The organism is Pectobacterium wasabiae CFBP 3304 (genome assembly GCF_001742185.1).
GTDB classification, from domain to species: Bacteria; Pseudomonadota; Gammaproteobacteria; order Enterobacterales; family Enterobacteriaceae; genus Pectobacterium; species Pectobacterium wasabiae.
The window spans coordinates 1379472-1402974 of sequence record NZ_CP015750.1; the positions used below are offsets into that span (position 1 = coordinate 1379472).

A 23503-nucleotide genomic window follows, 5' to 3' on the forward strand; every position below is an offset into this window, starting at 1 on the left:
AAGCTTCTCTTCTCAAAAGCATTAAGGAGAAAAAGATGAAAATTGGCATTATTGGTGCGGGCTTTGTTGCCCGGGCGATCGCTAAACTAGCGCTTCAGAACGGTCATCAGGTCATGCTCAGCAACTCACGCGATCCCCAGTCGCTTTTCAGCCTCCGTCCCATGATCGGCTGCGATATCGGCACCGCGACTCAGGCAGCGCTGTTTGGCGACATTATCGTTATTGCCGTTCCCTTTACCGCCATCGATAAACTCCCTGAGCAGGCTTTACAGGGCAAATCAGTTATCGATGCCGTCAACTACTATACCGAGCGAGATGGCAAAGTAGCCGCACTGGATACGCGTAGCACCACCACCAGCGAACTGCTGGCTGGTTATTTACCCGGTACAAAGATTACCAAAGCGTTCAATGCTATCACCATGACACAGCTTGAAAGCGATGGGCTCCCTGCGGGTTCAGTCAATCGCCGAGCGCTACCGCTCGCGGGTGATGATAAGCAGGAAAAGGCCATTGTGGCCGAACTTTATGATGCCTTTGGGTTTGATGTCGTCGATGCGGGAAAATTGTCTGAAGGATGGCGTTTTGAAAGGAACATGCCGTCTTACTGTGTACGTATGACAAAGGCTGAATTAACCACTGCATTGGCACTTTCCTCACGTGAAAGCACCGCCGATACACAGCATAGATAACGCAGGCTGACGGGTAATCGCAGATAAAAAAATGCTGCTCCCGAGGGAGCAGCATAGCAATCATCGTGTTTCGCTAAACGTAAAAGCGAACATTAACCCGCGACAGCGATACGCTTCATGTCTTTCATGTAACCGCGCAGCGTGTGGCCTACGGTTTCGATCGGGTGGTTACGGATCGCTTCGTTAACATCACGCAGTTGCGCGTTGTCTACTTCAGTGCCCGCTACCGCTTTACCCAGATCGCCGGGCTGCAGAGATGCCATGAACGCACCTTTCAGCAACGGAACGGCGGCGTTAGCAAACAGGTAGTTACCGTATTCTGCGGTATCAGAGATAACCACGTTCATTTCATACAGACGCTTACGCGCGATGGTGTTGGCGATCAGCGGCAGCTCATGCAGTGATTCGTAGTAAGCTGACTCTTCGATGATGCCGGAGCTCACCATGGTTTCAAACGCCAGTTCAACGCCCGCTTTTACCATCGCAACCATCAGCACGCCGTTATCAAAATATTCCTGCTCAGCGATTTTACCGTCGAACTGCGGTGCATTTTCGAACGCGGTTTTACCGGTCTCTTCACGCCAGGTCAGCAGTTTCACGTCATCGTTCGCCCAGTCAGCCATCATGCCGCCGGAGAATTCGCCGGAGATGATGTCGTCCATGTGTTTCTGGAACAGCGGAGCCATAATGCCCTTCAGTTGCTCAGACAGTGCATAAGCGCGCAGCTTCGCCGGGTTAGACAGGCGATCCATCATCAGCGTAATCCCACCCTGCTTCAGCGCTTCGGTGATGGTTTCCCAGCCGAACTGAATCAGTTTTTCTGCGTAAGCAGGATCGGTGCCTTCAGCAACCAGCTTATCGAAGCCCAGCAGAGAACCAGCCTGCAACATGCCACACAGAATGGTCTGCTCACCCATCAGGTCAGATTTCACTTCTGCAACGAAAGAGGATTGCAGAACGCCAGCACGGTGGCCGCCAGTTGCCGCCGCCCAGGCTTTGGCGATTGCCATGCCTTCGCCTTTTGGATCGTTTTCTGGGTGAACCGCGATCAGCGTCGGTACGCCGAAACCACGTTTGTATTCTTCACGCACTTCCGTACCTGGGCACTTCGGCGCCACCATCACTACAGTGATGTCTTTACGGATTTGCTCGCCCACTTCAACGATGTTGAAACCGTGAGAGTAGCCCAGCGCTGCGCCCTGCTTCATCAGCGGTTGTACTGCCTGAACCACGGCGGAGTGCTGTTTGTCCGGCGTCAAGTTAACGATCAGGTCAGCCTGCGGGATCAGATCTTCGTATGTGCCAACAGTGAAACCGTTTTCGGTCGCTTTGCGCCATGATGCACGTTTTTCCGCAATGGCTTCAGCACGCAGGGCATAAGCGATATCCAGACCAGAATCGCGCATGTTCAGACCTTGGTTCAGACCCTGAGCACCACAACCGACGATCACCACTTTTTTCCCTTTCAGGTAGCTCGCCTCATCGGCAAATTCATCACGCCCCATAAAGCGGCACTTGCCCAATTGATCCAGCTGCTGACGCAGGTTTAATGTGTTGAAATAGTTAGCCATGTCGTGCTCCGTATACGGTTCTGTTTATCAGTTATTCGAGAAAGGATTCCCGTCAGACGGGAATTCACTATGACCCCATCATATGACAGGAAATGCGTTGCTTAAATTGATATATTAGCAACGTCATATTGCACTATTTGCAAGATAAAAAACGGCAGCAAGATAAAAAATGGGGCCTGCATCGCATGGATTTACGTGATCTCAAATTATTCCTGCATCTGGCAGAAAACCGACACTTTGGCCGTACCGCCAAGGCGATGCACATCAGTCCGTCTACGCTGTCACGGCAAATTCAGCGACTGGAAGAGGATTTAGGACAGACGCTGTTTCTGCGCGATAACCGTACCGTGCAGCTCACTGATGCCGGAGAACACTTGAAGCTCTTCGCTCAACAAACGCTGCTGCAATACCAACAACTGCGTCACACGATAGACCAGCGAGGACCGTCATTAAGCGGTGAACTAAAGATCTTCTGCTCCGTCACTGCCGCCTACAGCCACCTGCCGCCGATTCTGGATCGTTTTCGGGCGCTGCACCCGCTGGTTGAAATTAAACTGACAACCGGCGATGCCGCCGATGCTGTTGAGAAAATTCAGTCGATTGATGGAGATTTGGGGATTGCCGGACGCCCAGAAGCGCTGCCTGCAAGCGTTGACTTCATGCCGCTCGATAAACTGCCTCTGGCGCTGATTATTCCAGCACTTCCCTGCCCGGTACAGGCACTGGTGCGCCAACCCGATCCAGACTGGTCGCGGATTCCCTTCATCCTGCCGGAGCACGGCCCGGTGCGTAAACGCATCGATCTGTGGTTCAGACGCAACCATATCGCCAACCCACAGATTTACGCCACGATATCCGGCCATGAAGCGATGGTATCGATGGTGGCGCTAGGCTGCGGTATCGCTCTGCTCCCTAATATCGTGCTGGAAAACAGCCCAGAACCGGTACGCAACCGCGTCTCTGTCTTGGTCGAACAGGTAATGGAGCCGCTTGAACTCGGCGTCTGCGTACAGAAAAAACGGCTCAGCGAACCGCTGATTGCCGCCTTTTGGGACATATTACAGGACACACCATGAAGATAGCCTTCACTGCCATCGCCGCCGCAGGGGTGACGCTCGCGTCCTTCAGCCACCCTGCGCAAGCCGCCAGTTTTCCCTGCGAAAAAGCCGCCTCGACGCAGGAAAAGCTGATTTGTGCCAGCCCGTTGCTCGGGCAGCTAGATGAAGAACTGGCACAGGCATGGAAAACATCCCGCGCGTTTCTGACAGCGTACGGCAGCAGCGCACCGTGGGAGAAAACGCTCAACCAGTTTCAGCGCAATTGGCTTGCCACACGCGATCAGTGCAAAGACGAGGACTGCCTGCGCCAGCGTTATCAGCAGCAGTTAAACCGGCTGCGCTACCTAAATGACATCGCGCAGCACGCCCTACCTTCACCGATTACCTCCGTAAAAAACACGTCCTGCTTCCACGGTTCCTTCAGCTATGAATACGTGATGTCAGGGCTTTCTGCCGAGGAGTACCGCAATCTGGGTGATTATTTTCGGGAAATGTATGACCAGAAAGCGCCCTACCACGCCGTCAGCCTGACCATGACCAATCAACGTGGCAAGATTGAAGGCGGTGCTTCTATTGCCTTCCGTTACGGTAACAAGCTGGATGATTCCGGCTTCACCGCCCGTCAGATGAGCGATATGCAAGCCATTGGCAAAAGTGAAAGCAGCTTCGGTCAGCAGGTGAAAATACTGCTCACCTGCATTGACGATGATCATCTGCAAATCGCCACCTTCGGTAGTAATCAGGAAGAAGGTTACCTGTTTAACTATTTGCTGGAGCGCGATAAAACCCCATTAGAGCAACAGAAAACGCCGTAGCGCTAGCTAGCTCTAGCTCTAGCTCTAGCGCTCAAACCACTTATCCGCCGAAAATGCCCGCGTATCGGACTCTGCTTCCTGCGCGGCTTTCTTCATGGTTTCGATATTCATCAGATAATGATAAAGCGGCTCAAGCTGGATAAATCCCTGAGACAGAACCGTCACTAGGTCACCGGAAAACAGCGCTTCCATATCCTGCCGGGTACATATCGCGGCAAACGATTTGCGGTTATACCAGTTAGCCAGTTCCGGTTCCTGATCTTTAATCAGCGGGCGTTTGTAGCTGTCCCCTTCCAGCGCAAAGGTATTCCCCAGACAGCTCGCCACCTCAAGAAACTGCGGTGAATTACCGCGCAACGTCTGGCGGAACAAATCCATCGTATTACGCGTCGCACTGTAATAGCCCAGCCCGTAGCGCCAGGTATCGGGCGTGATTTCAAAGAAATACACCGGCGCATCCGTCCAGTCTTTGCGGGTACGCTTGAAGGTCAGCCACATATGGCTGCGGTAGCGTGATTTATCGTGGGAAAAGCGCGTATCACGATGAATGCGGGAGAGGGTCTTGCCGATTGCAGGGCGAGTTTCAAAGTGGTCGTCAATCTGCAACATAGTCAAACTGAGCTCATCCACCAGCGTGCGGAATGGTGCCACCAATTGCTCATCGTAAATTGATCGATGCTCGTCAAACCACGCTTTATCGTTGTTCTGCCGCACCTGCTGAAGAAACGTCAAACCCGCTTGAGAAAAACCCGTGAATTGCGTTGTCATGGAGAAATGCCATCCCTGTTGCTGTCAGATGACATAAAGATAACGCCGTCGACGGTGAAACACCATCGGCGGCGTTAGGGGCGCTCAGCAATTAACCCGCGAGAAAGAAGCGGAATGCCGGATTATTGGTTTCGTCATGGCATTCATATCCCAATGCCTGCAAGTGCTGCTCAAATTCACGATCGCCTGCCTCTAGCTCGAACCCGGCCAGTACGCGGCCAAAATCCGTGCCGTGGCTGCGGTAATGGAACAGCGAGATATTCCAGTGCGTCCCTAGCGTATGCAGGAACTTCAGTAACGCGCCCGGTGACTCAGGGAATTCAAAGCTGTACAGCCGTTCCTGTAGTGGTTTGGAAGGCCGTCCACCGACCATATAGCGAACGTGCAGCTTCGCCATTTCATCATCGGACAAATCCACTACTTCATAACCATCTGCGGAAAGCTCAGCGATGATCTCCTGCCGTTCTGCATAGCCGCGCGTCAGACGCACACCGACAAAAATGCAGGCGTCTTTGGCATCCGCGTAGCGATAGTTGAACTCCGTGACGGAGCGACCCCCCAGTAGTTGGCAAAACTTCAGGAAGCTTCCCTGTTTTTCGGGGATCGTCACCGCCAGCAAGGCTTCGCGTTGCTCACCCAGTTCGCAGCGTTCGGAAACGTAGCGTAATCCGTGGAAGTTGACGTTCGCACCGGACAGAATATGCGCCAGACGCTCCCCCTGAATCTGATGCTGCTGGATGTATTTCTTCATCCCTGCTAACGCCAGCGCGCCAGACGGCTCCGCAATCGCACGGACATCTTCGAACAGATCTTTCACTGCCGCACAGATGGCATCGCTATCGACGGTAATTACATCATCCAGATATTCCCGACACAGGCGGAACGTTTCATCGCCGATGCGCTTCACCGCCACGCCTTCGGCAAACAGCCCAACACGCGGCAGATCGACCGGTTGCCCAGCGTCCAGCGCCGCGCGCAGACAGGCGGAATCTTCCGCTTCCACGCCGATCACCTGAATCTGTGGCATCAGTTGCTTAATCAGCACGGCAACGCCTGCTGCCAAGCCGCCACCACCAACAGGTACAAATACGCGATCCAGATGCGCATCCTGCTGTAGCAACTCCAGCGCCAGTGTACCTTGTCCGGCAATCACCGCTGGGTGATCAAACGGCGGCAGAAAAGTCATATGCTGCTGCTCTGACAGCTCAATCGCCTTGGCCTTGGCTTCATCAAAGTTAGCGCCGTGTAACAGCACTTCCCCGCCAAAACCACGCACCGCATCCACCTTGATGTCGGCCGTCGCCACCGGCATCACAATCAGCGATTTAATTCCCAGCTTGCTGGAGGAGAGCGCGACCCCTTGCGCATGGTTACCGGCTGACGCCGTCACCACACCGTGGGATTTTTGTTCATCGCTCAGACCCGCCATCATCGCGTAAGCGCCACGCAGCTTAAAACTGTGCACCGCGTGTCTGTCTTCACGTTTTACCAGTATGACATTACCCAGCCGCGAAGAGATCTTATCCATCTTCTCCAGCGGTGTGACCTGCGTGATTTCATACACTGGCGACCGCAAGATCGCCCGCAGGTACTCCGCGCCCCCCGGCGCGGCAGGAAGAGGTTGTGATACAGCCATCAGCATTAGCCTCCCAGCTTGCTTTTATCCCGCACAGCGCCTTTATCTGCGCTGGTTGCCAGGCTGGCATACGCACGCAGCGCAAAAGAAACCTGACGTTGACGATTATGTGGCGTCCAGGCCTGTTCCCCTCTCGCCTCTTCCGCTTCGCGACGGCTTGCCAATTCATTTTCCGCCACGTCCAGCACAATGCTGCGGCTGGGGATATCAATGGCAATCATATCGCCGTCCTGTACCAAGCCAATCGTGCCACCATTCGCGGCTTCAGGAGACGCGTGGCCGATGGACAGACCAGATGTCCCACCGGAGAAACGGCCGTCAGTGATCAGCGCACAGCTTTTACCCAGCCCCATTGATTTCAAGTAGGTGGTCGGATACAGCATTTCCTGCATGCCCGGCCCGCCTTTCGGCCCTTCATAACGGATGACAACCACATCACCCGCCACCACTTTACCGCCCAGAATCGCGTCTACCGCGTCATCCTGGCTTTCATAGACTTTTGCTGGGCCGCGGAAAATCAGGCTATCTTTATCAACACCTGCTGTTTTGACGATACAACCATCTAGCGCGATGTTGCCGTATAGCACGGCCAGCCCGCCGTCCTGACTGTAAGCATATTCACGCGAACGGATGCAGCCTTCCTGACGATCGGTATCCAGTGAATCCCAGCGACAATCCTGAGAAAACGCTTTGGTCGTGCGAATACCTGCCGGACCAGCGGAATACATACGCTTCACGCTTTCATCTTTCGTCAGCATAACGTCGTAGGCTTCTAGCGTTTCCGGCAGCGTTTTACCCAAAATATTGCTGACTTCACGGTTCAACAGACCGGCTCTGTCCAGCTCGCCCAGAATACCGATGACCCCACCAGCACGGTGTACGTCTTCCATGTGGTATTTCTGACCGCTTGGCGCGACCTTGCACAGGTGTGGCACCTTACGTGAGAGGCGGTCGATATCCGACATGGTGAAATCAATTTCACCTTCCTGCGCTGCGGCCAGCAGGTGCAATACCGTATTGGTGGAACCGCCCATCGCGATATCCAGTATCATGGCGTTTTCAAATGCAGCTTTATTGGCGATATTGCGCGGCAATACGCTTGCATCATCCTGCTCGTAATAACGTTTCGCCAGACCCACGATACGCGTGCCTGCATTCAGGAACAGATCTTTACGATCGGCATGCGTCGCGAGTAATGAACCATTAGCCGGCTGAGAAAGCCCCAAGGCTTCGGTCAGGCAGTTCATAGAGTTTGCGGTGAACATCCCCGAACAGGAGCCACAGGTCGGACAGGCGGAACGCTCAATTTGCTCACTATCGGCATCGCTGACGTTAGGGTTCGCCCCCTGGATCATGGCATCGATGAGATCGAGCTTGATAATTTGGTTAGAGAGCTTGGTTTTCCCTGCTTCCATCGGGCCGCCGGACACGAAAATCACCGGAATATTCAGACGCAGCGACGCCATTAACATTCCTGGGGTGATTTTGTCGCAGTTGGAAATACACACCATCGCATCCGCACAGTGGGCATTGACCATGTATTCCACGGAGTCGGCAATCAGTTCACGGGAAGGCAGAGAATAGAGCATACCGCCGTGTCCCATGGCGATACCGTCGTCAACCGCAATGGTGTTAAATTCTTTCGCAACGCCGCCGGAGGCTTCGATCTGCTCGGCAACCAGTTTCCCCAGATCGCGCAAGTGCACATGGCCGGGCACGAATTGGGTGAAGGAGTTGACCACCGCGATAATCGGTTTACCAAAATCGTCGTCGGTCATCCCGGTGGCGCGCCACAAGGCTCGGGCACCGGCCATATTACGGCCGTGTGTGGTTGTGGCTGAACGGTACTTAGGCATGCTCTGTTACTCCAAAAATTACGAATTTGGCGATGACGGAACGTGTCACCGCCTGACTGTCTGTCTTAACTAATTTAATGATTTATCGGATCCAACCAGCCCCATTTATCTTCGGTTTCACCCGTGAAGAGGCCAAAAAACGCATCCTGTAAGGCTTTGGTGACCGGGCCGCGTTTGCCAATGCCAACCTGAATGCCGTCTACGCTGCGTACCGGCGTAATTTCCGCCGCCGTGCCGGACATAAACACTTCATCCGCCAGATACAGCGACTCACGGGACAGCACCTGCTCACGCACTTCATACCCGGCGTCCTTCGCCAACTTGATGATGGCGTCGCGCGTGATGCCCGGCAGCGCTGAAGAGGTAAACGGCGGCGTGAAGATAATGCCGTCTTTCACTTCAAACAGGTTCTCGCCAGCCCCTTCAGAAACATAGCCGTGAACATCCAGCGCGATCCCTTCCTGATAGCCATGACGACGAGCTTCGCTGCCCACCAGCAGGGAGGACAGATAGTTACCGCCCGCTTTAGCAGCGGTCGGAATGGTATTCGCCGCGACACGGTTCCAGGACGACACCATCGCATCAATACCGGCTTCCAGCGCTTCCTCACCCAGATACGCGCCCCATGGGAAAGCCGCGATGATCACATCAGTTTGATAACCGTCTGGCGGGTTAACGCCCATACCCACATCACCAATAAACACCAGTGGACGAATATAGGCGCTGGTCAGGTTATTTTTGCGCAGCGTTTCACGACAGGCTTCCATCAACTCATCCACACTTTGCGCAACCGGCATACGGTAAATTTTTGCCGAATCACGCAGGCGCTGCATGTGCTCACGGTGACGGAAAACCACTGGGCCCTTATGTGAATTGTAGCAACGAACGCCTTCAAAGACGGAGGTGCCATAGTGCAGGGCATGCGACATCACGTGTACTTTTGCTTCAGCCCAAGGAACCATCTCGCCATTGAACCAAATGTAGTCCGCTTTTTTTGTCATTCTTCTTTTTCCTTACTCTTTTGCGTTAGGCGCTAATCTGCTGTGATGTCGTCATCGGTTGAATGTCAACGCAGGCAATATCCAACAGCTTGCTCAATTGTGTTGACAATAAATCCACCGAACGATGGCTGGCAACGGTCAGTTCAATATTAATGTGATCGGTATTAGTAGTTTGCACCATATTCATAGCGCAAACTTTGAAGCCGCGATGACGGGTAACACGTAATACACGCTCCAGAACCTCGGGACGAAAGCGCGCCTGAATCGAAAGTTGATGGTGTGTCATTCTGTTGTCTCCAGCACTTATTCTGTGTAAGTCAGCCATTAGTGGGTTTCGTCGAGCTTATTTGGTTTTATCGAGCATCGTTTCATTACCCGCACCCGGCGGAACCAGAGGCCAGACGTTTTCGTATTCATCGATCGATACATGCAGTAAATAGGGCCCTTCGCTGTTAAATAGGGCATCCAGCGCGGCATCAATTTGATCTTTACGGGTGATGCGCTGGCCGGGGATATCAAATGCGCTTGCCAGCGTCAGGAAATCAGGGTTATCGGAGAGGTCGGTTTCACTATAGCGTTCATCAAAGAATAACTGCTGCCACTGGCGTACCATGCCTAACCGCTGGTTATCCAACAGCACGATCTTCAACGGCAGCCGTTTTCGTTTGATGGTACCCAGTTCCTGAACGTTCATCATGAAAGAACCGTCACCGGAAATGCAGATAACCATGTCGTCTGGGCGTGCTACCTGTGCGCCTACCGCAGCCGGTACGCCAAAGCCCATCGTACCGAGCCCGCTGGAGGTAATGAAATTCTCAGGACGACTGAACGTCATATGCTGCGCAGCCCACATTTGGTGCTGGCCCACATCGGTCGTCACCACGGTATCCGCATCCATCCGTTCGGAGATCGTCTTCAGCAGCGCGGGGGCATAAATCGCCTGACCGGGATGATCGTAACGCCACGGGTATTCCGCCTTCATCAGTGTAGCCTGCTGACGCCACGCGCTGATGTTCAGCGGTTGTTGCAGGGCCGGTAATATCGCCTTCAGATCGCCTTGCAGCGCCACATTGGCATGGCGCAATTTGCTCAGTTCCGCCGGGTCGATGTCCATGTGAATGACGCTAGCATGAGGGGCGAAGGCGTTCAGCTTGCCAGTCACGCGGTCATCAAAACGCGCTCCGACCGCAATTAACAGATCGCATTCCTGCACAATCAGGTTCGCCGCCTTCGTGCCATGCATACCAATCATACCGAGATAATAGGGATGATTGGCATCCACAGCACCTAGCCCTTTCAGCGTAGAAACCGAAGGGATATCCGCCACACTCAGGAATTCACGCAGTGCAGGAACCGCATTCGCCATACCGACCCCGCCGCCAACGTACAGCACCGGTTTCTGCGCTTTCGCCAGCAGAGCGTGCGCCTGCGCGATATCTTGTTCAGGGAAATCAACATCATTAGCAACGGGCGCAAAGTTCGGCGTGAAATCGCCGACAGCTAACTGAATATCTTTAGGAATATCGACCAGTACAGGGCCAGGGCGACCGCTGCTAGCAATCTCGAACGCTTCTGCCATCACTTCCGGCAATGATTCGAGAGACTCAACCAGAAAACTATGTTTCGTACAGGCCAGTGACAGACCCAACACGTCTATCTCCTGAAAAGCATCGGTACCAATCAGCGCCGACCCAACCTGTCCGGTGATCGCTACCACAGGCACAGAATCCAGCAGCGCATCAGCCAAACCGGTGATCAGGTTGGTAGCACCCGGGCCAGATGTCGCTATACAGACACCCACCTTGCCCGTCGCGCGGGCATAGCCAAGCGCTGCCATTGCCGCGCCTTGCTCATGGCGACACAGCAGGTGTTTAACGCCGCCGTCATAAAGTGCATCATAGACTGGCATTATCGCCCCACCCGGATAACCAAAAACGGTATCCACTCCCTGTGCTCGCAACGCTTGCACCACCCACTGTGCTCCATTCATAGTTATTTCCCCGACATCGTATGGGAATAACAGAATTTTATGCTGATGTTCATTTTCTGTTCCTTTCTGTTATAGATTACGCCCAACAAAAAACCCCCGACCTTTCGGTGCGGGGGTTTTCTTGAATCAGGCCTTGATTTCTAAGCCATTCTTCGTCCAAGTGCAGCCCCGCACGGTGGGATAATAATCACCACCACGCTAATCACGACTAGGCTAATCACTAGGGATAGGGCTTTCATAATAGGTTGTTCATTAATCTTCTGTCGAACGAATGCCTACAGAGTTATCACAGTCAGACATGCCATGACAACAATTTTTTTTCATTGTCACCGGTAAGGATTACCTATAATGCGGGAAAAAATACAACGTAATCATAAGGTAGAAGTGTGCGAAATTATTTTCGTCCATTGACGTAAAAATGAGCATCACATGGGGATACGGGGCAATGAAAACATGTGTTACCGCTCGTCAGATAATGTTAAGAGAACCGTTCGCCCTAAATAATTGCGGTGCCACACGCACAAATTTTATCCATTACTGAAACAGCAGATTATTTTATGACACCGCCGCGCAGGTTAGCGACGACAGTCTCTACTTTTTCCCCTTTGCAGCACATGATGCATGCCATCATCAAAGGGGAAATAGCATGTCATTGGCAGTTACCTATACTCGGGCAATGATTGGTGTACAAGCGCCGGACGTTTACATCGAAGTTCACATCAGCAGTGGATTACCCGCATTAACGCTGGTGGGGTTACCAGAAACCACCGTGAAGGAAGCGCGCGATCGCGTGCGCAGCGCACTCATCAATTGCGGATTTACGTTTCCAGCAAAGCGTATCACGGTCAATCTTGCTCCCGCAGACCTGCCAAAAGAGGGAGGACGCTACGATTTGCCGATTGCTCTGGCGATTCTAGCGGCATCAGAACAAATCGATGGAGAAAAGCTAAGCCGCTATGAGTTTCTCGGCGAGCTCGGCCTGTCTGGCACGTTACGTGGCGTCAATGGCGCGATACCGGCCGCATTGGAAGCCATAAGATCAGGCCGCCAGCTTATCCTGCCGGATGACAATAAACGGGAGATGACGCTGATACCACAAGGCGAGGCGTTGATGGCCGGGCATCTGTTACAGGTATGTGCCTTTCTCAGTGGAGAAGAGGAGTTGCTCAGTTGTTCCAATACCACGCCCGTTCCACACATAGGAGAAGATACGCTCGACCTGAAGGATATTATCGGTCAGGAGCAAGCTAAACGTGCGTTGGAAATCGCGGCAGCAGGCGGTCACAATCTGCTACTGCTAGGGCCACCGGGAACAGGGAAGACCATGCTGGCGAGTCGGCTAGGCAATCTAATGCCTCCATTGAGCGATGAAGAAGCGTTAGAAAGCGCCGCTATCAATAGCCTCGTCAACATTGATGCCACCATGACGCGCTGGCGGGCCAGGCCCTTCAGAGCGCCTCATCATAGCTCTTCAATGGCTGCACTCGTGGGCGGAGGCTCGCTGCCCAAACCCGGAGAAATCTCACTCGCCCACAACGGCGTGCTGTTTCTGGATGAATTACCGGAGTTTGAGCGGCGCGTCTTGGACTCACTGCGAGAACCGCTGGAATCTGGTGAAATTATCATTTCCCGCACCCGCGCCAAAGTGTGCTATCCGGCACGCGTTCAGCTCGTCGCCGCGATGAACCCCAGCCCGTCAGGGCATTATCAAGGTATTCATAACCGATTACCGGCCCAACAGATACTGCGCTATCTCAGTAAGCTCTCCGGTCCCTTCTTGGATCGCTTTGACCTTTCGATCGAAGTTCCTTTGCTGCCACCTGGGGTGTTATCTCAACAACATTATCAAGGGGAAAGTAGCGCGACAATTCGCGAGCGTGTGCTGATCGCCCGGCAGATACAGTTGAAGCGAGCAAATAAGATCAACGCACGGCTAACTTCACGTGAAATAGAAAAACACTGCGCGCTAGAGATACCTGACGCGGCTTACCTTGAAGAGGTGATGAACAAACTTGGTTTATCTGTACGAGCCTGGCACAGAATATTGAAAGTCGCACGCACGATCGCTGACCTCGGCGATCGGGACAACATTGAGAGAAAGCATCTTGCCGAAGCACTGAGCTACCGTTGTATGGATCGATTACTCATTCAGCTCCACAAAAGCCTTGAATAGCGGGAATTCGGTAATTACTTACCTCAAAAGGAAATGGGGCTAACGCCCCATTCTTAATTAATCATCGCTTTCAGTGTATTCTTCCACCGCGTCCATTTGCGGTTTACCACCGGACAACGTATGGAAGCGTTTAGGACGACGGACACGTTCCAGATATTTGGACCAGATTTTTTCCAGTTCCGTTTCCGCTTTACGTTCGCCGCGACACATTGCAACAAACGCGGTCTCTTCCTCTGTCACTGGTTCACGTTTGCCCAAATCCAGCTCGTTAAACGCGTAACCGTGGCGTTCCAACAGTTGTGCTTCTTTAATAGTAAAGTCGCCATGTCGGGAAAAACCACGCGGGTAGAACTTGTTATCAAAAAAACGATGAGTGGTAGAGAAGCTTTCTGCCATCTTACACGCTCCTAATTCTTCTATGGTCGTGTTGTTTATGGCGCGGAGTATTAGATAGGCTTGACATTGTGTAAAACAAAACATTTAAATCATCACGACAAATTTTTTTTGGAGATGGGCGTGGATACCGAATTACTAAAAACCTTTCTGGAAGTCAGCAGGACAAGACACTTTGGCCGTGCCGCCGAATCCCTGTATCTGACGCAATCAGCGGTGAGTTTTCGGATTCGCCAACTAGAGACGCAACTTGGTGCCAACCTGTTCACACGTCATCGGAACAATATACGTCTGACCCCCGCCGGCGAACGGCTTCTACCCTATGCGGAAAGCCTTATCGGCACCTGGCAGATCGCCAAAAAAGAGGTCGCACGCTCGCAACAGCACAGCCTGCTTTCGGTAGGGGCTACCGCCTCATTATGGGAGGCGTATCTGACACCCTGGTTACAATCGCTGTACCAACAGCGCCCGTTGCTCCAGCTAGAAGCGAGGATCGCCTTACGCCACTCGCTGGTAAAACAACTCCATGAGCGTCAGTTAGATCTGTTGATTACGACCGAACCACCCAAAATGGAAGAATTGGCGAGCCAGCTATTGGGTAATTTTTCCCTTTCGCTGTTCGCAGCAGAAGCGCATCCACCCGGGCAGGAACTACCCTACATAAAACTTGAGTGGGGAGCAGATTTTCATCAGCAGGAACATCGCCTGTTAGCCAGCGAGCAACTTCCTGTCTTGACAACAACATCGGCCCATTTAACACGTCAGTTGCTTGAAACAACCGGCGGTTGCGCGTTTTTACCTAGCCATTGGTTACAAACATACACCAATCTGCGGATAGTCGGCGACAGCCAACCCGTCGTGCGCCCGTTTTATGCCGTTTGGTTGCAAAATAGCGATCAGCAGACAATGATTCGCCAGTTGCTGAAAACGCCTATTTTGATTAATCCATGACCTATCACGGTTCATGGCCCGCTAAGCACGTCTGGCTAACCAGAATGTGCTTAGCGCTTTCTGTAAACCAATGAAAGCAAACAGCAGGAAACCAATGACGATTTTTGTCCACCATGAACTCAAGGTTCCATCAAACGTGATATACGTTTGAATTAGGCCCTGAATCAGTACACCAAACAGGGTTCCCAGTACGGTTCCAACACCACCGGTCAGTAGCGTACCGCCGATCACGACAGCAGCGATGGCATCCAACTCCACGCCGCCTGCCGCCAGAGCATAGCCCGCCGAGGTATAGAGAGAAAAAACAATACCTGACAGCACCGCTAACGTACTGGAAAGCATGTATATATGAATCGTCGTCCGCCTAACGGGCACCCCCATCAGCTCCGCAGAATAGCTATTACCACCAATCGCATAAACACGGTTACCGAAACGGGTTCGATGCGCCATCACAATCCCTACCAGCACCACAATCAACATAACTAATGCCAGGAAGGTAAAACGTCCCCCATCAGGCATTCGCCATGCTAAACCCGCCAGTTGGCTATAAACCGGATGATCGATGGGAATCGACTCCTGTGAGACAATAAAACTCATCCCTCGAACAAAGAACATACCGGCCAGCGTGATAATAAATGCAGGCAATTTCAGCGTATCGATAATCCATCCCATCAATCCGCCAAACATGGCTCCCATCACCAGCGCAATTGCGAACGCAAAGAAAGGATCAATGCCATACGTGCCGATCAATTTGGCCAATAACACACCGGTAAATGCAATAACGGATCCCACAGAGAGATCGATCCCGCCAGACAGAATAACAAACGTCATCCCAACCGCCACGATCCCTAAAAAAGCGTTATCGGTCAGTAAATCAAAGAAAACTCGCGTCGAAGCAAAACCGGGAAACTGGCTGAGACAGAATAAATAACCCGCAATAAATACCAGAATCGTCATCAACAGGGGGAAGTGGCGCTTCAACATTATACTTTCCTCCTAAACAGGTGATGTAGCGAAATGCGTGGAGATTGCATAACCAAAACCAGCAGAACGACGAGTGCCTTCAGAACCAGGTTAAATTCCGGTCGATAGCCAGATAGCAGGATTCCGGTATTCATACTTTGAATAATCAAGGCACCGACGACAGAGAGCAGTAGATTAAAACGTCCTCCGAGTAGAGAACCGCCACCGATCACCACGGCCAGAATCGCATCTAATTCCAGCCAGAGGCCTGCATTGTTCGCATCCGCACCGCGGATATCCGCCGTTACGATAACGCCTGCCACGGCGGCGCATACGCCGCATATGACATAAGCCGCGACTAATACCAGCTTCGTACTCACGCCAGCGTTGCGAGCTGAGCGCAGATTAATACCAACTGATTCGATAAATAGCCCAAGCGCCGTTTTACGCGTCAGCGCCCACAGGGACAGCAACATCACGCAGGCAATAATCACTGGCATCGGCAGATAGAACAGCGTTCCGCTGCCTAGCGTAGCCAGCCCAGCATTATCAAACGTGATAATTTGGCCTTCAGTAATCAGTTGAGCGATTCCCCGCCCTGCAACCATCAGCATTAACGTCGCAACAATCGGCTGAATCTGCAACACGGCAACCAGAAAGCCATTCCATAGCCCACACAGTGCGCCAACCAATAATGCGGTCAGTAATACGGAAGGAAGTGGATGACCCGCAGCCGTAAGCGTTGCGGCTGTTGCACCAGCAATCGCCATAACCGCACCAACTGATAAGTCGATGCCGCCCGTTGCAATAACCAACGTCATACCTAATGCCAGTAGCGCAACGGGCGCACCGCGATTAAGGATGTCGATAAGGCTACCGAACAAGCGCCCATCCTGAATGTGAAGGGAGAAGAAGTTTGGTGCGACCATGCTGTCAATCAACAAGATAGCGACCAGCGCCAGAAGCTGTGGCACGCCCTTGGTGAATGTTAGACGCACTTTTTTGGCAGGTTTGATGTTATTGTCTGGCATCAGTCGCTCCCGTTTGTACTGCGATTGCCTGCATCACTGCGGCTACCGAGATCTCGCTATGTTCGAGATGCGCAACGTGTTGCCTGTCACGCAACACAATGATGCGATCGGCATAGCCAGTCAGCTCTTCCAGTTCAGAAGAGATCACGAGTAACGCCATCCCCTGCTCACACAGTTTTTCGATAAAGCGAATGATTTCAGCATGCGCGCCAACATCAATCCCCCTCGTTGGCTCATCCAGAATCAAGAAACGCGGCTCTGTGGCCAGCCAGCGCGATAGCAATACTTTTTGCTGATTCCCTCCCGATAGATACTGAATTTCCTGTTCAGCACTGGGCGTGCGAATCCCTAACAGGCTGATAAACTTTTCAGCGATACGGGTTTGCTCGCGTAAAGAAATCGGCTTCAGCCAGCCGCGCTGAGCTTGGAGTGCCAGAATAATGTTCTCTCGTACCGTTGCTGCGCCAACGATGCCGTCAGTTTTGCGATCCTCTGGGCAATAGCCAAAACCCAGCTTTCCTGCTGCACGCGGCGTGCGAATGTTGATTCGTTTACCATCAACCCACGCTTCACCGGCATCAGGCACGTTGATGCCAAATATCAGTTGCGCGGTTTCTGTCCTGCCGGACCCTAATAGACCAGCCAGACCAACAATTTCTCCCGGACGCACGGAAAGCTCGAAGTCGTTAATCGAGCCACGTCGACCATAGTGTTTAAATTGCACAATAGGTTCACCCGAGGCGTCACTGTGTTTACCACGTTTAAGTAACGTTTCATCAAAACTGTGTCCCAACATCATCTGAACTAATTCAATACGCGGCAATTCTGCAGCAGGTGATGTCCCGACTAGTCGCCCATTACGTAAAACAGTAATTCTGTCGCTAATGCGGTAAACCTGATCCAGAAAATGCGTGACAAATATCATGCCGATTCCGCGATCGCGCAGCTTCCGCAATATATCCAGCAGCATATCGACTTCTTTTGCATCAAGGCTGGCGGTGGGTTCATCAAGAATCAAAACTTTAGCGGAGAGATCGATAGCTCTGGCAATCGCTACTATTTGCTGGACCGCAATAGAATAATTACCAAGTGGATGGCTAACATCAATCATCAGTCCATAACTTAATAAGAGCGCCTCGGCCTGATGTAGGATTCTCTGTTGATCAACAATGCCCCACCGAGTGGGTTCTCGTCCAATAAATAAATTCGCTGCAACAGATAGGTTCGGTAATAGATTAACTTCTTGATATACCGTACCGATACCCAATGATTGGGCATGGGCCGTATTAACAGGATTAATCGCTATGCCATCAAGGATAATGTCACCCGATGAGCGGTGGTAAACACCGGTCAGCGCCTTAATTAGCGTTGATTTACCTGCACCGTTCTCCCCCAATAGTGCCACTATCTCGCCGCGATTAAGCGTGAAATCCACACTATCTAATGCTTTCACTCCTGGAAACTCAACGCTCATACCCTGAATATCTAACAACCGTGTCGTTTCCATCAGCATCACCTATGCGACAACTTAACAAGGCTACGTCACACCTGAGCAATATTATGGTAAGTAGGCTGACAATATTCACTGCCCTTTTATTTAAAAGGGCAGAAAACAGGGTAAACCCACTTTTCCATATTTATATTTCCGCTAGGTATTTAGCAAAATTTATATAAATAATAAGCCCACAATATAAATATCAATAACCAAGATCTTTTTTGGTTTCATATTCCTGTTTTGCCGTATCAGACAATAATAAACGAGACTCTGTCTGAATAAACTTTTCTGGCTGCTTCCCGTCCTTCTTCATCGCTAATAAAGCATCAAAAGCAGGTCCAGCCATATTGGGTGTTAACTCAACGGTGGCATTAGCTTCACCATTCATCATAGCCTTGAAAATATCGGGGACACCATCAATAGAAACAACTTTTATTTGTGAACCAGGTTTTAGACCCGCTTCTTTAATTGCCTGAATAGCACCTATAGCCATATCATCATTATGTGCATAAACCGCACAGATATTTTTTCCATTCTGTTCAGCTTTAATAAAGCTTTCCATGACTTCTTTACCCTTACTACGAGTGAAGTCTCCCGATTGTGAACGGATAATTTTTATCTGCGGATCTGAAGCAATGCCTTCAGCAAACCCTTTCTTGCGGTTTATCGCTACGCTAGCCCCAACCGTTCCCTGCAATTCGACAACATTACACGGTTTCCCAGCGGCCTCTTTCACAAGCCATTCCCCTGCCACTTTTCCTTCATAGACACTGTCGGAGGCAATAGCAGCGGTGTATAGCGATGGATCGCTAACTTCAATCGTTCTATCAAGTAGGAAAACCGGGATTTTTGCTTCTTTGGCTTCTTGTAAGACTGGAGCCCAACCAGTGGCAACGACCGGTGCGATAAATATGGCATCTACGCCCTGAGCAATGAATGACCGCACAGCCTTAATCTGATTCTCTTGTTTCTGCTGAGCATCAGCGATCTTCAACGTTATTCCCCGTTTCTCGGCTTCCTGTTTTGACACTTTAGTCTCCGCAGAGCGCCATCCTGATTCTGAACCAATCTGGGAAAACCCAACAGTTAAGGGTTTTGCCTGTACGGCACCGCATAATGCCGTACTTACAGCAACAGCTACCAGTAAACGTCTGTACATACTTAAACTCCTTCTGTGTAGTCTTACAGCTACTTAGTCAGATTTCAGGTACAGCATAGCGCTACGAATTTATGCTATAGCGCTACCGATGTGATGTTGGCAGGTATAACTAACAAGTGAATGCAACCTGAAGGATCGCTATGAAAAACGATTTATCCTCACTCAGGTTGTAGATAGTTTTAGTTCAAATATCGAACAAGGTAGATGAGCAAGTTCACAACCTGGTATTACGGTGATTTTGTGCATATTTACAGCTAAATCAGCACGATCTGTCAGAAGCACATCAAAATTTTTTATCTATTAAATAACAACGCGTTAGATTAATTAGGTATCTGGAGGAGATAAATAATGGAGAAATTAGGAAGAGAGGTACAAGGCAGGATCGAGCATAAAGTTCAGACCAAAAAAAAACCCTTCACAATAACGTGAAGGGTTTTATTTGGCAGGGGCGGAGAGACTCGAACTCGCGACACCCGGTTTTGGAGACCGGTGCTCTACCAACTGAGCTACGCCCCTAAATTACGCTTAACATTATGCCTGCTAAAGTTAGCAGGCATAATTTTTAATAAGTGGCGGAACGGACGGGGCTCGAACCCGCGACCCCCTGCGTGACAGGCAGGTATTCTAACCAACTGAACTACCGCTCCACCGAATTTCTCTACAACCACCAGATTGCTCCGGCTTACTGCTTAATTTGATGCCTGGCAGTTCCCTACTCTCACATGGGGAAGCCCCACACTACCATCGGCGCTACGGCGTTTCACTTCTGAGTTCGGCATGGGGTCAGGTGGGACCACCGCGCTATCGCCGCCAGGCAAATTCTGTTTCATCCTAACCGTTATGCTCTACTTTCTTTGTATCGCACAACCATCAGAACCAATCTTTGAACAAGCTGAATATCGTTTTATATGAGTCTTTCATCACACCAAAACACCTTCGGTGTTGTAAGGTTAAGCCTCTCGGGTCATTAGTACTGGTTAGCTCAACGTATCGCTACGCTTACACACCCAGCCTATCTACGTCGTCGTCTTCAACGGCCCTTCAGGGGCATCTAGTGCCCAGGGAAGACTCATCTCGAGGCAAGTTTCCCGCTTAGATGCTTTCAGCGGTTATCTCTTCCGCACTTAGCTACCGGGCAATGCAATTGGCATCACAACCCGTACACCAGTGGTGCGTTCACTCCGGTCCTCTCGTACTAGGAGCAACCCCTCTCAATCTTCCAACGCCCACGGCAGATAGGGACCGAACTGTCTCACGACGTTCTAAACCCAGCTCGCGTACCACTTTAAATGGCGAACAGCCATACCCTTGGGACCTACTTCAGCCCCAGGATGTGATGAGCCGACATCGAGGTGCCAAACACCGCCGTCGATATGAACTCTTGGGCGGTATCAGCCTGTTATCCCCGGAGTACCTTTTATCCGTTGAGCGATGGCCCTTCCATTCAGAACCACCGGATCACTAAGACCTGCTTTCGCACCTGCTCGAGCTGTCACTCTCGCAGTCAAGCTAGCTTATGCCTTTGCACTAACCTCCTGATGTCCGACCAGGATTAGCTAACCTTCGTGCTCCTCCGTTACGCTTTGGGAGGAGACCGCCCCAGTCAAACTACCCACCAGACACTGTCCGCAACCCGGATTACGGGCCTACGTTAGAACATCAAACATTAAAGGGTGGTATTTCAAGGTTGGCTCCATGCAGACTGGCGTCCACACTTCAAAGCCTCCCACCTATCCTACACATCAAGGCTCAAGGTTCAGTGTCAAGCTATAGTAAAGGTTCACGGGGTCTTTCCGTCTTGCCGCGGGTACACTGCATCTTCACAGCGAGTTCAATTTCACTGAGTCTCGGGTGGAGACAGCCTGGCCATCATTACGCCATTCGTGCAGGTCGGAACTTACCCGACAAGGAATTTCGCTACCTTAGGACCGTTATAGTTACGGCCGCCGTTTACCGGGGCTTCGATCAAGAGCTTCGCCTTGCGGCTGACCCCATCAATTAACCTTCCGGCACCGGGCAGGCGTCACACCGTATACGTCCACTTTCGTGTTTGCACAGTGCTGTGTTTTTATTAAACAGTTGCAGCCAGCTGGTATCTGCGACTGGCTTCAGCTCCATCCGCAAGGGACTTCACCTACACGCCAGCGTGCCTTCTCCCGAAGTTACGGCACCATTTTGCCTAGTTCCTTCACCCGAGTTCTCTCAAGCGCCTGAGTATTCTCTACCTGACCACCTGTGTCGGTTTGGGGTACGATTTGATGTTACCTGGAGCTTAGAGGCTTTTCCTGGAAGCGTAGCATTGGTTACTTCATCACCGTAGTGACTCGTCATCACGCCTCAGTGTTAACGATGACCCGGATTTACCTAAGTCACCCACCTTCACGCTTAAACCGGGACAACCGTCGCCCGGATAACCTAGCTTTCTCCGTCCCCCCTTCGCAGTAACACCGAGTACAGGAATATTAACCTGTTTCCCATCGACTACGCTTTTCAGCCTCGCCTTAGGGGTCGACTCACCCTGCCCCGATTAACGTTGGACAGGAACCCTTGGTCTTCCGGCGTGCGGGTTTTTCACCCGCATTATCGTTACTTATGTCAGCATTCGCACTTCTGATACCTCCAGCAACCCTCACAGGCCACCTTCAACGGCTTACAGAACGCTCCCCTACCCAACAACACCTAAGTGTCGCTGCCGCAGCTTCGGTGCATGGTTTAGCCCCGTTACATCTTCCGCGCAGGCCGACTCGACCAGTGAGCTATTACGCTTTCTTTAAATGATGGCTGCTTCTAAGCCAACATCCTGGCTGTCTATGCCTTCCCACATCGTTTCCCACTTAACCATGACTTTGGGACCTTAGCTGGCGGTCTGGGTTGTTTCCCTCTTCACGACGAACGTTAGCACCCGCCGTGTGTCTCCCGTGATAACATTCTTCGGTATTCGTAGTTTGCATCGGGTTGGTAAGTCGGGATGACCCCCTAGCCGAAACAGTGCTCTACCCCCGAAGATGAGTTCACGAGGCGCTACCTAAATAGCTTTCGGGGAGAACCAGCTATCTCCCGGTTTGATTGGCCTTTCACCCCCAGCCACAAGTCATCCGCTAATTTTTCAACATTAGTCGGTTCGGTCCTCCAGTTAGTGTTACCCAACCTTCAACCTGCCCATGGCTAGATCACCGGGTTTCGGGTCTATACCCTGCAACTTAACGCCCAGTTAAGACTCGGTTTCCCTGCGGCTCCCCTATACGGTTAACCTTGCTACAGAATATAAGTCGCTGACCCATTATACAAAAGGTACGCAGTCACCTAACAAGTAGGCTCCCACTGCTTGTACGTACACGGTTTCAGGTTCTATTTCACTCCCCTCGCCGGGGTTCTTTTCGCCTTTCCCTCACGGTACTGGTTCACTATCGGTCAGTCAGGAGTATTTAGCCTTGGAGGATGGTCCCCCCATATTCAGACAGGATGTCACGTGTCCCGCCCTACTCATCGAACTCACAACTTGTGCATTTTTGTGTACGGGACTATCACCCTTTACTGTGCGACTTTCCAGACGCTTCCACTAACACACAAACTGATTCAGGTTCTGGGCTCCTCCCCGTTCGCTCGCCGCTACTAGGGGAATCTCGGTTGATTTCTTTTCCTCGGGGTACTGAGATGTTTCAGTTCCCCCGGTTCGCCTCATGACACTATGTATTCATGTCATGATAATGTGTCGAAACACATTGGGTTTCCCCATTCGGGTATCGTCGGGTATAACGCTTCATATCAGCTTACCGACGCTTATCGCAGATTAGCACGCCCTTCATCGCCTCTGACTGCCTAGGCATCCACCGTGTACGCTTAGTCGCTTAACCTCACAACCCGAAGATGTTTCTTTCGATTCATCATCGCATTGCGATTATTTGAGAGACTCATTGACAGACTGACGCATCACGACCTACCCGAAGGCAGTCA

At 51.6% G+C, this 23503-nt stretch carries 18 protein-coding genes, 2 tRNA genes and 2 rRNA genes; 5 read left to right on the forward strand and 17 right to left on the reverse strand.

Annotated elements, in window-relative coordinates:
• Positions 1-35: 35 nt before the first annotated feature.
• A complete protein-coding gene (locus A7983_RS06205) occupies positions 36-689 on the forward strand; it encodes an NADPH-dependent F420 reductase (RefSeq protein ID WP_005969113.1) in 654 nt (217 codons plus the stop codon).
• A 92-nt stretch (positions 690-781) separates the two neighbouring features.
• On the opposite strand, the gene ilvC is transcribed toward A7983_RS06205, so the two are convergent.
• Positions 782-2260: a ketol-acid reductoisomerase gene (ilvC, locus tag A7983_RS06210; protein ID WP_005969112.1), complete on the reverse strand. Its 1479-nt coding sequence runs from the start codon at positions 2258-2260 to the stop codon at positions 782-784.
• Positions 2261-2445: 185 nt separating this feature from the next.
• Between ilvC and ilvY the strand changes: the two genes are divergently transcribed.
• A complete protein-coding gene (gene ilvY / locus A7983_RS06215; protein WP_005969111.1) occupies positions 2446-3336 on the forward strand; it encodes an HTH-type transcriptional activator IlvY in 891 nt (296 codons plus the stop codon).
• Positions 3333-4133, forward strand: a complete 801-nt coding sequence (locus A7983_RS06220; RefSeq protein ID WP_005969110.1) for a lysozyme inhibitor LprI family protein — start codon at positions 3333-3335, stop codon at positions 4131-4133. Before ilvY ends, A7983_RS06220 begins: the two co-directional genes overlap by 4 nt.
• A 24-nt stretch (positions 4134-4157) precedes the next feature.
• Here A7983_RS06220 and A7983_RS06225 read toward each other — a convergent pair whose 3' ends face one another.
• From A7983_RS06225 to ilvL, 7 genes are all read right to left on the reverse strand, one after another.
• Entirely contained in the window at positions 4158-4901 is a 744-nt protein-coding gene (locus A7983_RS06225) for a DUF2461 domain-containing protein (RefSeq protein WP_005969109.1), read from the reverse strand.
• 91 nt (positions 4902-4992) lie between these two features.
• Positions 4993-6537, reverse strand: coding sequence for a threonine ammonia-lyase, biosynthetic (ilvA, locus tag A7983_RS06230; RefSeq protein WP_005969108.1), 1545 nt, complete (start codon positions 6535-6537; stop codon positions 4993-4995).
• Positions 6538-6542: 5 nt separating this feature from the next.
• Positions 6543-8393: a dihydroxy-acid dehydratase gene (gene ilvD, locus A7983_RS06235; RefSeq protein WP_005969107.1), complete on the reverse strand. Its 1851-nt coding sequence runs from the start codon at positions 8391-8393 to the stop codon at positions 6543-6545.
• Between the two features lie 74 nt (positions 8394-8467).
• Positions 8468-9394, reverse strand: coding sequence for a branched-chain amino acid transaminase (locus A7983_RS06240; protein WP_005969105.1), 927 nt, complete (start codon positions 9392-9394; stop codon positions 8468-8470).
• A gap of 25 nt (positions 9395-9419) precedes the next feature.
• Entirely contained in the window at positions 9420-9680 is a 261-nt protein-coding gene (gene ilvM / locus A7983_RS06245; RefSeq protein ID WP_005969103.1) for an acetolactate synthase 2 small subunit, read from the reverse strand.
• A gap of 57 nt (positions 9681-9737) precedes the next feature.
• A complete protein-coding gene (ilvG, locus tag A7983_RS06250) occupies positions 9738-11384 on the reverse strand; it encodes an acetolactate synthase 2 catalytic subunit (protein WP_005969100.1) in 1647 nt (548 codons plus the stop codon).
• A gap of 140 nt (positions 11385-11524) precedes the next feature.
• On the reverse strand, positions 11525-11623 hold the full coding sequence (gene ilvL, locus A7983_RS23130) for an ilv operon leader peptide (RefSeq protein WP_071531109.1): 99 nt from the start codon (positions 11621-11623) through the stop codon (positions 11525-11527).
• A gap of 407 nt (positions 11624-12030) precedes the next feature.
• On the opposite strand from ilvL, the gene A7983_RS06255 reads away from it, so the two are divergent.
• Positions 12031-13557, forward strand: a complete 1527-nt coding sequence (locus A7983_RS06255) for a YifB family Mg chelatase-like AAA ATPase (RefSeq protein ID WP_005969098.1) — start codon at positions 12031-12033, stop codon at positions 13555-13557.
• Between the two features lie 57 nt (positions 13558-13614).
• Here A7983_RS06255 and A7983_RS06260 read toward each other — a convergent pair whose 3' ends face one another.
• The gene (locus tag A7983_RS06260; protein WP_005969096.1) at positions 13615-13953 is read right to left on the reverse strand and encodes a DUF413 domain-containing protein; all 339 of its coding nucleotides are present in this window, start codon (positions 13951-13953) and stop codon (positions 13615-13617) included.
• Between the two features lie 120 nt (positions 13954-14073).
• Here A7983_RS06260 and hdfR point away from each other — a divergent pair, with 120 nt between their 5' ends.
• Complete coding sequence (gene hdfR / locus A7983_RS06265; protein ID WP_005969094.1) at positions 14074-14901, forward strand: HTH-type transcriptional regulator HdfR; 828 nt, start codon at positions 14074-14076, stop codon at positions 14899-14901.
• A gap of 21 nt (positions 14902-14922) precedes the next feature.
• Here hdfR and yjfF read toward each other — a convergent pair whose 3' ends face one another.
• The 8 genes from yjfF to A7983_RS06305 form a co-directional block, all read right to left on the reverse strand.
• Positions 14923-15885, reverse strand: a complete 963-nt coding sequence (gene yjfF / locus A7983_RS06270) for a galactofuranose ABC transporter, permease protein YjfF (RefSeq protein ID WP_005969092.1) — start codon at positions 15883-15885, stop codon at positions 14923-14925.
• Positions 15885-16895: a galactofuranose ABC transporter, ATP-binding protein YtfT gene (ytfT, locus tag A7983_RS06275; protein ID WP_005969090.1), complete on the reverse strand. Its 1011-nt coding sequence runs from the start codon at positions 16893-16895 to the stop codon at positions 15885-15887. Before ytfT ends, yjfF begins: the two co-directional genes overlap by 1 nt.
• Positions 16882-18402 (reverse strand): galactofuranose ABC transporter, ATP-binding protein YtfR, encoded by a 1521-nt coding sequence (ytfR, locus tag A7983_RS06280; protein ID WP_005969088.1) that lies wholly within the window; start codon positions 18400-18402, stop codon positions 16882-16884. The genes ytfT and ytfR overlap by 14 nt, the downstream gene beginning before the upstream one ends.
• 190 nt (positions 18403-18592) lie before the next feature.
• On the reverse strand, positions 18593-19549 hold the full coding sequence (gene ytfQ, locus A7983_RS06285; RefSeq protein ID WP_005969086.1) for a galactofuranose ABC transporter, galactofuranose-binding protein YtfQ: 957 nt from the start codon (positions 19547-19549) through the stop codon (positions 18593-18595).
• Between the two features lie 440 nt (positions 19550-19989).
• Positions 19990-20065, reverse strand: a tRNA-Trp gene (locus A7983_RS06290).
• 54 nt (positions 20066-20119) lie between these two features.
• Positions 20120-20196 (reverse strand) — tRNA-Asp (locus A7983_RS06295).
• A gap of 52 nt (positions 20197-20248) precedes the next feature.
• Positions 20249-20364, reverse strand: a 5S ribosomal RNA gene (gene rrf, locus A7983_RS06300).
• Between the two features lie 131 nt (positions 20365-20495).
• Positions 20496-23403: ribosomal RNA gene (locus A7983_RS06305) — 23S ribosomal RNA — on the reverse strand.
• Positions 23404-23503 lie beyond the last annotated feature (100 nt).